The organism is Clostridioides sp. GD02404 (assembly GCF_045898275.1).
GTDB classification, from domain to species: Bacteria; Bacillota; Clostridia; order Peptostreptococcales; family Peptostreptococcaceae; genus Clostridioides; species Clostridioides difficile_A.
Genome location: NZ_JBJOCA010000003.1, coordinates 13,957 through 26,800, shown reverse-complemented (window position 1 = coordinate 26,800; position 12,844 = coordinate 13,957). Strand labels below are relative to the sequence as shown.

The 12,844-nt window shown below is 31.1% G+C and carries 12 protein-coding genes; 9 read left to right on the top strand and 3 right to left on the bottom strand.

Annotated features, from left to right (window positions below; translation table 11 throughout):
• The first annotated feature begins 47 nt into the window (after nucleotides 1–47).
• The 8 genes from Q3287_RS02920 (at nucleotide 48) to Q3287_RS02885 (ending at nucleotide 8,883) form a co-directional block, all read left to right on the top strand.
• Nucleotides 48–617, top strand: coding sequence for a class I SAM-dependent methyltransferase (locus tag Q3287_RS02920; protein WP_021386272.1), 570 nt, complete (start codon nucleotides 48–50; stop codon nucleotides 615–617).
• Between the two features lie 77 nt (nucleotides 618–694).
• Nucleotides 695–832 (top strand): hypothetical protein, encoded by a 138-nt coding sequence (locus tag Q3287_RS02915; RefSeq protein WP_167639843.1) that lies wholly within the window; start codon nucleotides 695–697, stop codon nucleotides 830–832.
• On the top strand, nucleotides 829–2,604 hold the full coding sequence (locus tag Q3287_RS02910; protein ID WP_167639844.1) for a sigma 54-interacting transcriptional regulator: 1,776 nt from the start codon (nucleotides 829–831) through the stop codon (nucleotides 2,602–2,604). The genes Q3287_RS02915 and Q3287_RS02910 overlap by 4 nt, the downstream gene beginning before the upstream one ends.
• Before the next feature lie 294 nt (nucleotides 2,605–2,898).
• Nucleotides 2,899–4,206, top strand: coding sequence for a serine dehydratase subunit alpha family protein (locus Q3287_RS02905; protein WP_054271684.1), 1,308 nt, complete (start codon nucleotides 2,899–2,901; stop codon nucleotides 4,204–4,206).
• Between the two features lie 314 nt (nucleotides 4,207–4,520).
• Nucleotides 4,521–5,060, top strand: a complete 540-nt coding sequence (hpt, locus tag Q3287_RS02900; RefSeq protein WP_054271683.1) for a hypoxanthine phosphoribosyltransferase — start codon at nucleotides 4,521–4,523, stop codon at nucleotides 5,058–5,060.
• 220 nt (nucleotides 5,061–5,280) lie between these two features.
• The gene (locus Q3287_RS02895; protein WP_054277627.1) at nucleotides 5,281–5,814 is read left to right on the top strand and encodes a sigma-70 family RNA polymerase sigma factor; all 534 of its coding nucleotides are present in this window, start codon (nucleotides 5,281–5,283) and stop codon (nucleotides 5,812–5,814) included.
• A gap of 62 nt (nucleotides 5,815–5,876) precedes the next feature.
• Complete coding sequence (locus tag Q3287_RS02890; RefSeq protein WP_054277626.1) at nucleotides 5,877–7,094, top strand: DUF4179 domain-containing protein; 1,218 nt, start codon at nucleotides 5,877–5,879, stop codon at nucleotides 7,092–7,094.
• Nucleotides 7,095–7,197: 103 nt separating this feature from the next.
• Nucleotides 7,198–8,883, top strand: coding sequence for an exosporium protein (locus Q3287_RS02885; protein WP_407963500.1), 1,686 nt, complete (start codon nucleotides 7,198–7,200; stop codon nucleotides 8,881–8,883).
• 78 nt (nucleotides 8,884–8,961) lie between these two features.
• Here Q3287_RS02885 and dapB (Q3287_RS02880) read toward each other — a convergent pair whose 3' ends face one another.
• A complete protein-coding gene (gene dapB, locus Q3287_RS02880) occupies nucleotides 8,962–9,717 on the bottom strand; it encodes a 4-hydroxy-tetrahydrodipicolinate reductase (RefSeq protein WP_054271679.1) in 756 nt (251 codons plus the stop codon).
• A 341-nt stretch (nucleotides 9,718–10,058) separates the two neighbouring features.
• Between dapB (Q3287_RS02880) and Q3287_RS02875 the strand changes: the two genes are divergently transcribed.
• Nucleotides 10,059–11,048, top strand: coding sequence for an SPFH domain-containing protein (locus tag Q3287_RS02875; RefSeq protein ID WP_407963499.1), 990 nt, complete (start codon nucleotides 10,059–10,061; stop codon nucleotides 11,046–11,048).
• Between the two features lie 113 nt (nucleotides 11,049–11,161).
• Here Q3287_RS02875 and dapD read toward each other — a convergent pair whose 3' ends face one another.
• Both dapD and dapB (Q3287_RS02865) read right to left on the bottom strand, forming a co-directional pair.
• On the bottom strand, nucleotides 11,162–11,878 hold the full coding sequence (gene dapD / locus Q3287_RS02870) for a 2,3,4,5-tetrahydropyridine-2,6-dicarboxylate N-acetyltransferase (protein WP_021386275.1): 717 nt from the start codon (nucleotides 11,876–11,878) through the stop codon (nucleotides 11,162–11,164).
• Between the two features lie 188 nt (nucleotides 11,879–12,066).
• Nucleotides 12,067–12,816, bottom strand: a complete 750-nt coding sequence (gene dapB / locus Q3287_RS02865; RefSeq protein ID WP_054271677.1) for a 4-hydroxy-tetrahydrodipicolinate reductase — start codon at nucleotides 12,814–12,816, stop codon at nucleotides 12,067–12,069.
• Nucleotides 12,817–12,844: the final 28 nt, after the last annotated feature.

Sequence of the window (12,844 nt, the reverse complement as noted above, 5' to 3'; positions counted from 1 at the left end):
TAATCTGTACATAATTTATAATTGAGGAAATGAAGAGGTGAAGCATTGTGAAAAGCATATTGTATCAGATAAATAGACAGCCAGTTAAAGCTAAATATACATCTGATGAATTAGAATGTTTTTTGGATACAATTGAGTATAATGTAGGTGATAAAATATTGCTTGTTGGTCATATAGGAAACCTAGGCAAGAGATTGAGAGGTCTTGGTACTTCTGTAACTATACTGGAGAATAGTAACTATGAAGATGTCTGTTATTCTTTAGTATATAATGAAAATTGCAATGTAGTTAAAGGTAAGTTAGAGTTTTTACCATTTGATGATAATCATTTCAACAAGATAATAATAGTAGACCAATTTAATGTTATTACAGATTGTGAAAAAGCTTCATCTGAAATACAAAGAGTTTTAAAGGGCAATGGAGAGGTTATATTAGAGGATTTAAATTTAAAAAATTTAAAAGTTAAGTTAAACTATCTTAAACATAAGTTTTGTGGTTCTGTTGCAAAGATTCACTATCCACATGAAGTATTCAATATATTTTCAAGATTAAACTTTGATGGTATGATTAAAGAGTCAAATAAATTAAAATATATTTATGTGGGAAAAAGAAGATAAATGAGTTAAAATATAAATATGGATATAATATAAAAGACTAGGTTAAGCCTAGTCTTTTGTTATAAGGAGATGTTTAGATGGAAATAAATTATGAATTGATAATAATTGTTATGCTCTTTGTAATCCTAATGTCAATCCAATTTACTTTAAATAAGATATACTTGATTCTTAAAGAAATAAGACAAATACTTATGTTAAGAAAAAATAAGGAATGATGATTATGATAGGTTTAGAATATATAAAATCTGATATTCAAAATATAGCTGAGGCTATAGTATCAGTACTCAATATAGATGTAACTATAGTAAATAAAGAACTATTTAGGATTGCGGGAACAGGAATCTATGTAGATAAAATAGGTGAGAAAGTAGATAAATATACAGCTTTTAAAAAATCACTTACAGAACAGATTACAATACTAATCGATGACCCAAAGAGTAGTGATATATGTAAGGAATGCTATAAGAATGATGCCTGTGTAGAGTTTGCAGAGGTATGCTGCCCTATTATATGTGATGGTGATTCTCATGGCGTTATAGGTCTTATAGCCTTTACAAAAGAGCAGGCACAGATTATAGAAAATAATAAAAGTGGTCTTATAAACTTTCTAGGTAAGATGGCAGATTTAATATCGAGCAAATTAAAAGCTCAAATTAAAACGTATGAACTGGAATTAGAAAAGAAAAAATTAGAGACTTTATTAAACAACATGGACAAGGCTGTTGTATCTATTGATGTAGATGGCAAGATTGATAAGTATAACTCAAAATTTAAGGAGCTTTTTAATCTAAAAGATAATATAACTGGAAAAAACATATTTGCTGAATTAGATTTTATACAGAAGCCTTCTGTAAATAACTTTAAGAAAGATAAATCATGTAGCTTTTTTTATAAGAGATATGGATATGATTCAAAAGGAATATATAATATCAATAAAATAGTATTAAAAAATGAATTAAAAGGCTATGTTATTGATTTTATAGATAAAAGAGATGCTATAAAGAACTACAATAAGATTAATAAAGATTATAAGATAAAATTAGAAAATATAATTGGAGAAAGTGCAGCCATAAGACATTCTAAAAAAGAAGCCCTAATAGCCTCTAAATCAACTTCAACAGTACTTATTACTGGTGAAAGTGGAACGGGCAAAGAACTCTTTGCAAGAGCTATACACAATCATAGTAATAGGGTTGATAATCCTTTTATAGCTGTAAACTGTGCAGCAATACCAGATAATTTATTAGAGAGTGAGTTATTTGGATATGAAGAGGGAGCTTTTACTGGAGCTAAAAAAGGTGGAAAGCTTGGAATGTTTGAAGTAGCTCATAAAGGAAGCATATTTTTAGACGAGATAGGAGATATGAGTTTACACTTACAGTCAAAATTATTGAGAGTATTGCAAGAAAAAGAGCTCAATAAGATTGGAAGTAAATCAAATGTTCTGATAGATGTAAGGATTATTGCCGCAACGAATAAAGATTTAGAAAAGATGGTTCAAAATGGGACCTTTAGAGAAGATTTATATTATAGATTAAACGTTATACCTATAAAATTACCTAGTTTAAGAGAAAGAAAAGATGATATACCACTTATAATCAAGCATATGGTTAAAGAGTATTCAAAAAAACTAGATAAAAATGTCATTGATATAGATAGCAGAGTTGTCGATGCTATGATTGAATATAAGTGGCCAGGTAATATAAGAGAACTACAGAATATTATTGAATATAGTGTGAATATGTCTTCGTCTCCAGTCATTACAATGAATGTGATTCCTCAAAAGATAAAAAATACATCTGTAGAAGAATTAGAGGTTAAAAGTGATAGAATAGTTCCACTTGATGAACTTGAGAAGATTGAGATAATAAAAGCTTTAAATAGGTACAAAGATTATAAAAAAGATAAAGAATTAACAGCTAAAGCACTTGGAATATCAAGAGCTACATTATATAGAAAAATTGAAAAATACAATATAATCTCATAGTAATAGAATAAGTGTAAGCCGTCTCAAAATGATATAAAATCTCATTTTGAGATTTTTTTTTGTCTTTTTGCGAAATTGTCATCCTTTTATAGATTGAAAGGAATAGAAAATCTCTATGTAAATAAAAAAAGTATATATATAGAATCAGTCATATCAATGAGTATAGCGTATCAAAATAAAAATATAGAAAAAATAAAAAATATGGCATGCATCTTGCTATAAATATAGATAAGAAATTATTTAATAGAATTATTTGAGTACTAAATCTAAACTTAATTGGGAGGTTTATATAAAATGAGAGATATAAGAAAAGAATTAGTGGAAATGTTAAAGGCGGAAGTTAAGCCAGCAGTAGGATGTACTGAGCCAGTAGCTTTAGCACTAGCATGTGCAAAAGCAAAGGAATTATTAGGAGAAGAAATAGTTGAAAATCGTATGTTAGTTAGTCCTAGTATATATAAAAATGGTATGTGCGTAGGTATACCAGGGACTGAAAGATTAGGATTAAAAATAGCAGCAGCTCTAGGTATAGTAGGAGGTCATTCTGAAAACGGATTAAGTGTACTAGAAACTTTAACAAAAGAAGAAGTTAAAATAGCTGAAGATTATATGGATAACACTCCTTTATCAATAACACCTGCTGATACTAGAGAGAAAGTATTTATAGAAGTGTTATTAAAAGGAGCAAATCATACTTCTAAAGTTAGAATAAGAACTAAACATGACAACTTCACATACTTAGAGAAAGATGGAGAAGTATTACTAGATAATGAGCCAAAAGTATCAGTTTCAAATGATTCAGCAGAAAAAGCTGAGAGCTTAATGGACACTGTAACTATACAAGAATTAGTAAAAAATGTAGAAGATATTGATTTTAAAGATATAGAGTTTTTACTAGATGGAGTAAAAATGAATGAAGAAATGGCCGAATATGGATTAAAGCAAAAAACTGGTATTGGCGTAGGATATGGAATCAAAAAATCTATGGAAGAAGGTCTTTTAGGTAATGATGTTATAAACTATGCAATGATGTTAACTGCTGGAGCTTCAGATGCAAGAATGGCTGGAGTAAAAATGCCTGTTATGAGTTCTAATGGTAGTGGAAACCACGGTTTAACAGCAATTCTTCCAATAGTTGCTTACAATAAAAAATTCCCACAATCTGATGAAAGACTAGCAAAAGCTTTAGCTATATCACATCTAGTAACTGGTTATATTAAAAACTATACAGGAAGATTATCTGCTGTATGTGGATGCGGAGTTGCTGCATCTACTGGAGCTACTGCAGGTATCTCTTGGCTTATGAATGGTACTGAAAAGCAAATAGAGGGAGCTATAGAAAATATGATAGCTGACCTAAGTGGAATGATATGTGATGGAGCAAAAGCTGGTTGTGCTTTAAAATTATCATCTGCTGCATCTGCTGCTATACAAAGTGCTATAATAGCTAAGCAAGACTGTTTTGTACCACCACTAAATGGTATAGTTGGTTCAAGTGTTGAGCAAAGTATACAAAACTTAGGTAGAGTAAGTGATAAAGGTATGTCTATAACAGATGAGATAATCTTAAATGTAATGAATGATATGAATAAAGTTGATTAGTATTTTAAAATATTTTTATATTATAAGATATAGTAAAAATAGCATAAATAAATTTAATTAGTGCCTCTGATGAAATACAATTATGTATAAATGGAAAAAACTTGTTATTGCAAGTTTTTTCTTTTTTTGTCTAAAATATATAGTATGTAATTTAGTATTAATATATGAACTACTTAAAATATAAGATACATTGTTAATAATTGTTGAATGCACCTAAAAACTCAATAATATTGGCTAATATTGAATAAGAGTATTGAAAAAGTGAGCAATCTCTTATAAAATTAAGAAGGATTATTACAATTGGAGGTCTTTTTATGGATATAGAAGCAAAAAAATGGGAAGTGTTGTATTCAGAAGAAAAAATTAAAGATAAATTAAAAGAATTAGGAGCAGTTATAGAAAAAGACTATAAAGATAAAAATCTTATGGTAGTTTCTCTATTAAAAGGTAGCTTTATATTTTGTGCGGACTTAGTTAGAAATATAAATTTACCTCTTAGAGTTAATTTTATGACTACATCTAGTTATGGAAATAGTGAAGAAAGTACTGGTAAAGTAAAAGTAGTTGCAGATGTTACTACTGATATAGCAGGATATGATGTATTAGTTGTAGATGATATTACCGACTCTGCATTAACTATGGATTTTGTATTAAAGCATTTAAAAGCTAAAAACCCAGCTAGTTTAAAATGTTGTGTTCTTTTGGACAAACCAAGTAGAAGAAAAGTAGATTTAGTGCCAGATTATTGTGGATTTGAAATAGAAGATAAGTTTGTAGTCGGGTATGGATTTGATTTTGGTGATTACTATAGAAATGTTCCTTATATATTCAATGTTACAGATGAAGATAGATAAGCAATTATATAATTTTGTGGATGCCTCAATATGATTTTTATTAATCGTGTTGAGGCATTTTTCATTTGAAAGGTAATTTAAAGTAGGATTAGTTTAATTTTATATGGCTTAACTAGTTTTATTTTTATAAATATAATAAAAAAATTTAAAATAAGTGATAGGAAATGAGATTTTTAATTGTATTAGTAGTTGTAAAGGCTTTTACAAAGGAGGTATTAACTTGGAGGATAAACTGATAATCAAAAATATAAAAAAGAAAAAAGAAAAAGGGATGGAAATGCTTATTGATGAGTATGGAAATTTTATAGCATCTATAGTTAGAAGAACTCTTGCTAATGCTAGGATTTATGAGGAAGAGTGTATAGATGATGTACTTTTATCAATATGGAATAACATAGAAAAATTTGATAGTGAAAAAAATTCCTTTAAAAATTGGATAGGTTCTATCTCTAAATATAGAGCAATCAATTATAGGAAAAAGTACACAAACAATAATACACACTTGGAATTGGAAGATAAAGAAATATCCTATATAGATAAAAAATTGGACAAAAAAGAAATTGAAGAAGAAATAAATGACCTTATAAGTACATTAAGTGATAAAGATGCAGAGCTCTTTAGAAAGTATTATTTAGAAGATATATCTCTAAAAGACATAGCTATGCAAAATGAGACTACTGTTGAGAATTTACATAATAGACTTTCAAGGGGCAGAAAAAAGATGAAAATTCATTTAAATAAGAAGAAAGCTTAAATATAAAATGGATAATAGTAAATATTTGAATATAAAAAATATAGAAGAAAAGGAGATTTTTTATGAAAGATAAATTTGATTTATTTAATGAGACAAATATAAATATAGAAGAATATGATGACATTGTATTGAGTAGTGAAGAAAAAGAGGAGATGAAAAAGAGAATGAAATCTAAGGTTAAATATAATAAGAGTAATAATTTTAAGAGATATGCTCTTGTAGGAGGATTATCAGTAGTTATTTTAGGTACATCTGCATTTACTAATGAAACTACCTTAGCATACATGCAACATATAGGAAAACAAATAGAATACTTCTTTAATAAAGATACTGAAGAACTCAAACCTTATAAAAACATTGTAGACAGTGTTGTTACAGATAAAGGAATAAGCATAACATTAAATGAGATTATGCTTGGAGAAGGGGAGCTATTTTTAAATATAAGTGTTGATGATAGCAAGCTTGATAAAGATGCCTTGGGCTTAAAGAAAGAGAATGGATTCTTGGGAATTGATGATATTAAAATTAAAGTTGGAGATATGAACTTTGTTTCAGTATCAGGTCCTTCTACATCAGAAAAAAATAAAGATGGAACTACTAATATGGTTATGACATGCAAACTTGAGAATTTGGATAAAGATGGAGATGGAAAAAGTGATGTAGAAAATTTTGATTTATTGAAAAATGTAGATTTAAATAAAGATTATGATATAAGTATAAGCATAAATAAAGTTGAGTATGAGTTAAACAAGAGTATAAAGACATCAAAAGAGATAGAAATAGGAAACATGGGAGGAGTAGAAGGTGAGCACTTAAATGGGTATCTTAGTGGAAATTGGGAATTTAATACTAGTATAAATGGTTCAAATATAGCTAAAGATACAAGAATTTATAATGTAGACAAGAATGTACGATTAAAAAATAAAAACGTTGATATAGATTTAGTATTAAAAGAAGTGAGGGTTTCTCCAACGAAGATTAAAGTAATGTATGGATTCAAAGTTAATAAATATAATTTTGCTAAAGATGATAAACTTCCAAAGATATTAGGATTTGAGCTTAAAGATGCAAGAGGAAAAAATTTAGAGTTACTTAGTGGGGCAGGAGGATATAGTCTAGATTATTCTAAAGGTAATTATGTTGAATCTTCTTTAGAGTATGAAGTCAAAAAAGATGTTAAAAAAATAAGTATTACTCCAATAATAGAGGATTGGAGCAAAGAAGTTAATAATATAGAGTCATTTAATAATCAAAGTATAGATATTGATATAAGTAAATAAATATATTCTCACATAAGAAATTGTCGATTCATATAATTATATAGAGTAATGCTCAATACTTATAGAGTATTACTCTAATTCTAAAAGAGAGAGGATTTATTATATGAGTGATTACAATGACAATTCAGGGCCAAGTTTGTATCAAGATGTAGGCCCAACAGGACCAACTGGCCCGGCTGGTCCAACTGGTCCAACAGGTCCTAAAGGAGCCACAGGGGCAACAGGAGCCAATGGAATAACAGGCCCAACAGGAAATACAGGAGCAACAGGGGCCAATGGAATAACAGGTCCAACAGGAAATACAGGAGCGACAGGGGTCAATGGGGCAACTGGAGAAACAGGTCCTAGAGGAGCGACAGGAGCGACAGGAGCCAATGGAATAACAGGTCCAACAGGAGCCACAGGGGCCACAGGAGCCAATGGAATAACAGGTCCGACAGGAAACAAAGGAGCAACAGGGGCCAATGGAATAACAGGTTCTACAGGCCCAACAGGAAATACAGGAGCCACAGGAGCCAATGGAATAACAGGAGCAACAGGAGCGACAGGGGCCAATGGAATAACAGGTCCAACAGGAAATGCAGGAGCAACAGGAGCGACAGGGGCCAATGGGATAACAGGTCCAACAGGAAATACAGGAGCAACAGGGGCCAATGGAATAACAGGAGCAACAGGCCCAGATGGAGCAGTAGGTCCAACAGGCCCAACAGGAAATACAGGGGCAACAGGAGTCAATGGAATAACAGGTTCTACTGGACCAATAGGAGCAACAGGTCCAACAGGAGCAGATGGAGAAGTAGGTCCAACGGGAGCAGTAGGAGCAACAGGTCCCGATGGGGCAGTAGGTCCAACCGGAGAAGTAGGTCCAACAGGTCCAACAGGTATAGATGGAGCAACAGGAGTAACAGGCCCAACAGGAGCAACAGGAGCAACAGGCATAGATGGATCAACAGGTCCAACAGGAGCAACAGGAGTAACAGGAGAGACAGGAGCAACAGGAGCAGTAGGAGCAACAGGCCCAACAGGAGCAGATGGAGAGGTAGGTCCAACAGGAGCAACAGGAGCAACAGGAGCAGATGGAGCAGTAGGTCCAACAGGAGCAACAGGAATAACAGGAGTAACAGGAGCTACAGGAATAGTGGGAGCAACAGGTCCAACAGGAGCAGATGGCCCAACAGGTCCAACAGGAGCAACAGGCCCAACAGGAGCAAATGGAGCAGTAGGTCCAACAGGAGCGACAGGAGCAACAGGAGCAAATGGAGCAGCAGGAGCAATAGGTCCAACAGGACCAACAGGAGCAAATGGAGCAACAGGGGCAACAGGAAATACAGGAGCAACAGGAGCAGATGGAGCAACAGGCCCAACAGGTCCAACAGGAGCAACAGGGGTATTAGCATCAAATAATGCACAGTTTGTAGTATCTTCTACAACCTTATCAAATAATTCATTAGTTACATTTAACTCATCATTTATAAATGGAACTAATATAACTTTACCAACAAGTAGTACTATAAATCTTGCAGTTGGAGGAATATATAATGTATCTTTTGGTGTACGTGCTACACTTTCACTTGCAGGGTTTATGTCAATAACTACAAACTTTAATGGAACAGCTCAAAATAACTTTATTGCAAAAGCAGTAAATACTCTTACTGCATCGGATGTAAGTGTAGGACTGGACTTCTTGGTTGATGCCAGAGCAGCAGCTGTTACTTTAAGCTTTACTTTTAACTCAACAACATCAGGTACTTCTGCTGCTGGATTTGTTTCAGTATATAGAATACAATAATATATATTAAAATCTCAATCTATTTAAATGTTTATACTTGAATATCTAAATAGATTGAGATTTATTATGTATAAAAAACTATCCTAATATGTCTGACATTTTATAAAGTCCAGATTGTTTACCAACTAAGAATTTAGCTGCAACTATAGAACCGTTTGCAAACACCTCATCAGATTGAGAATGATGACTTAATGTAAGAACTTCATTATCACCTGCAAATATAACATCATGGTCACTGATTATATTGCCTCCTCTTATAGAGTGTATTCCAATTTCGTTTGCTTTTCTTTTGCAATCCCTACCATATCTTCCATGTTTATTTATACTTTCAGGCAACACTTCTTTAATTGCATTTGCTATCATAGTAGCAGTTCCACTAGGAGCATCTTCTTTTCTATTGTGATGTTTTTCTATAATTTCAATATCAAAACCATTTAGCATTTTTGATGCATCTTTAACCAATTTTATTAATATATTTACTCCAAGAGATGTATTTGATGATAATAATATAGGAATATTTTTTGATGCTTCTTCTATTCTGTTTAAATCACTCTCATCATAGCCAGTAGTGGCTAATACTACAGGTACATTATTTTTTAGCGCGTATGATAATATTGGTTCTAAAGTTTCATGATGTGAAAAATCTATTATGACATCAGCTTTTTCAGTAACATCAGTCATTGTCTTATAAAGTTTTGTATCACCATGGCAACCTTTTTCATCAGCAGACCTAGCTACCCCACACACTAGTTCTAATTCACTATCTTTTTTTACACATTCTGCTAGTACTCTTCCCATTGTTCCATTATAACCACTAATTATAACCTTCAACATAAATTCCTCCTATTAAATTAATAAAAATTTGTTGTATTACTATAAGTTTATTTTATCACTAATACAATTTATATAAAATAATATTAGTGATATTAGGGTTATAGTTTACTGGATATTTAAAAAAGAGTGCCTAAATTTAATATATATTAAATTTAAGTTCATATTTCATGAAATTCGCTTAAAAATCAATATTAATATATTAAAAGTTCTAAAGATGTGTATATGTAAAGATAAATAAAAATTTAAAGTATTAACTTTAAACTCAACATTTAGGGTAATAAAAGTGATATTATTAAATTAGAAATATCTTAACTTAATATACTAAGATGGGAGTGATAGATATGTTAAAAGAAGAGAAGACTTATCAAGAGAAAGAAGCAAAGACATTTAATGGAGTAATGGCTTTGATAATGATTATCTTATTTTTAGTAGTTTCAATAGCTATTATGGTTTTTGGAATAATAAAACTTGATAGTGGTTTTGCTGGGATAGGTTCACTTATGTTAATTTCAGGGCTTGTATTTATACTGGTAGATTTTATCCTATGTTTTGGACTAAAGATGATTAATCCTAAGGAAGCTATAGTTCTTGTTTTGTTTGGTAACTATTATGGGACTATAAAAAAAGAAGGATACTATTGGGTAAATCCATTTTGTTCTGCAATAAATCCAACATCATCAGGAATTAATATATCAAAATCTTCATCTGATGAAAAAGTAGATATATCATCTAATCCAAAAGGGAAAAAAGTATCTTTAAAAACAATGACTCTTAATAATGAAAAGCAGAAAGTTAATGATTTATTAGGAAACCCGATTATAATAGGAGTTGTTGTAATTTGGAAGGTTATAGATGCAACAAAGGCAGTATTTAATGTGGATAATTATAATACATTTTTATCTATTCAATGTGATTCGACTATTCGTAATGTTTCAAGACTTTATCCATACGATGTATCTGAAGATGGAGATGAGAAATCTCTTCGTGGTAGTAGTCAAGAGATAGCTGATAAATTAAAAGACGAATTACAATCAAGAGTTGATATTGCAGGAATTGAAGTGTGTGAAGTAAGAATTACTCACCTTTCTTATGCACCAGAAATTGCAGCGGCAATGTTACAACGTCAACAAGCAGAGGCTATAATAGCAGCACGTAAAAAGATTGTTGAAGGGGCTGTAAGTATGGTAGAAATGGCACTAACTAATTTAAGTGAAAATAATGTTGTAACTTTGGATGAAGAACGTAAAGCAGCTATGGTAAGTAATCTATTGGTTGTTCTTTGTGGTAATAAAGATGCACAACCAGTAGTAAATAGTGGTTCAATATATTAATCTAGGGTAAAGTTAAGACATTTTAAATAATTTCAAATATCCTAAAAAGAGGGTGTCTCTAATGAATTAAATTCATGTTGAGACACCCTTTTGCTTATACATTACTTATTTAATTAATCTAAATTTCTAAGGTCATCCATAAGTTTAGTCTTGTCAGCCGTTTTTTCATCTTTCATTTTTATAACTTTAGCAGGAGAACCAGCAACAACAGCACCAGCTTCTACATCAGTAGTTACAATAGCACCAGCTGCAACAACAGCACCTTTACCGATTCTAACACCTTCAAGAATAACTGCATTAGCTCCTATTAAAACATCATCTTCAACTATAACAGGAGTAGCAGAAGGTGGCTCTAAAACACCAGCAACAACAGCACCAGCACCTAAATGAACATTTTTACCAAGAGTACCTCTAGCTCCAATAACAGCATTCATATCTACCATAGAACCTTCACCAATAACAGCGCCTATATTTATAACAGCTCCCATCATCACAACAGCATTTTTTTCTATAGTAACCATATCTCTTATTATTGCACCTGGCTCGATTCTTGCATGTTCACTTAAAGTATTTTTTAGAGGAATAGCAGAATTTCTTCTATCGTATTCTACATGAGTATCTATTATATCTTTACCATGTTTATCTAATACTTCCATTATATCTTCATAGTCACCTATAAATATATAAGAACCATTGCATCCAAATACTTTAAATTTATCAGTTGATTGGAAATGTAAAGAGTTAGTATTTACATATACCTTAACAGGTGTTTTCTTTTTAACTTCTTTTATATATCTTGCTATTTCATAAGCATCGTTTAAATTTACCATTTGTTAATTCTCCTTGTATTTCATTATATTTCTTTTATTATATACTTATTTATCAATTTTAGTATATACTTACTTTTCATTATTTACATTTATTTTACAGATTTTTTATTATATAAGCATAGTATCAAATAAATTTATCTATTGTATATATTTGAGTTAAACTGTGTGTCCTCATTATATTATTGTTATTATCCTAACATGCTGTCCATATTATAAAATCCTGGTTTTTGTTTAACTAAGTATTTAGCAGCAGCTATAGAACCACTTGCAAATATACCACGAGATTGGGCTTGATGGCTTATTGTAAGGACTTCATTATCTCCTGCAAATAGAGCATCATGTTCACCAACAATATTTCCACCTCTTATAGCATGGATACCAACTTCGTTTGGTTGTCTTTTTGCGCTACGACCATATCTACCATAATTATTTTCAACATTTGGTAAAACCTCTTTTATAGCGTTAGCAATCATAACAGCTGTGCCACTTGGGGCATCTACTTTTCTGTTGTGATGTTTTTCTATTATTTCTATATCAAATCCTTCTAATAATTTAGCTGCATCTTTAACTAATTTCACTAATACATTTACACCAAGAGACATATTATATGATTGGAATACAGGAATAACTTTAGCCGCTTCATGTATTTTGTTCATTTCTTCATCATTATATCCAGTAGTAGCAATTACTAAAGGTGTCTTAGTCTTTAAAACATAAGATAAGATATTATCTAAATTAGAGTGATGAGAAAAATCTATAACTACATCAACTTCTTCAACTATAGTGCTCATGTCTTCGTAGATTTTAAGGTCACCTTCACAACTATCCATACCTCTAGCTGCAACACAAACCAATTCTAATTCACTATCTTCTCTTATAGTATCGGCTAAAATCTTACCCATTTTTCCATCATAACCAGTTGCTATAACTTTTAACATAATTTCCTCCTATGATTAAGGGCTAACT

Coding starts and splice junctions, on each gene's coding strand:
- Q3287_RS02885 (WP_407963500.1), top strand. CDS start 7,198: ATGAGTGATTACAATGACAATTCAGGGCCAAGTTTGTATCAAGATGTA.
- Q3287_RS02890 (WP_054277626.1), top strand. CDS start 5,877: ATGAAAGATAAATTTGATTTATTTAATGAGACAAATATAAATATAGAA.
- Q3287_RS02910 (WP_167639844.1), top strand. CDS start 829: ATGATGATTATGATAGGTTTAGAATATATAAAATCTGATATTCAAAAT.
- dapD (WP_021386275.1), bottom strand. CDS start 11,878: ATGGTAAATTTAAACGATGCTTATGAAATAGCAAGATATATAAAAGAA.
- Q3287_RS02905 (WP_054271684.1), top strand. CDS start 2,899: ATGAGAGATATAAGAAAAGAATTAGTGGAAATGTTAAAGGCGGAAGTT.
- Q3287_RS02915 (WP_167639843.1), top strand. CDS start 695: ATGGAAATAAATTATGAATTGATAATAATTGTTATGCTCTTTGTAATC.
- dapB (WP_054271677.1), bottom strand. CDS start 12,816: ATGTTAAAAGTTATAGCAACTGGTTATGATGGAAAAATGGGTAAGATT.
- Q3287_RS02875 (WP_407963499.1), top strand. CDS start 10,059: ATGTTAAAAGAAGAGAAGACTTATCAAGAGAAAGAAGCAAAGACATTT.
- dapB (WP_054271679.1), bottom strand. CDS start 9,717: ATGTTGAAGGTTATAATTAGTGGTTATAATGGAACAATGGGAAGAGTA.
- hpt (WP_054271683.1), top strand. CDS start 4,521: ATGGATATAGAAGCAAAAAAATGGGAAGTGTTGTATTCAGAAGAAAAA.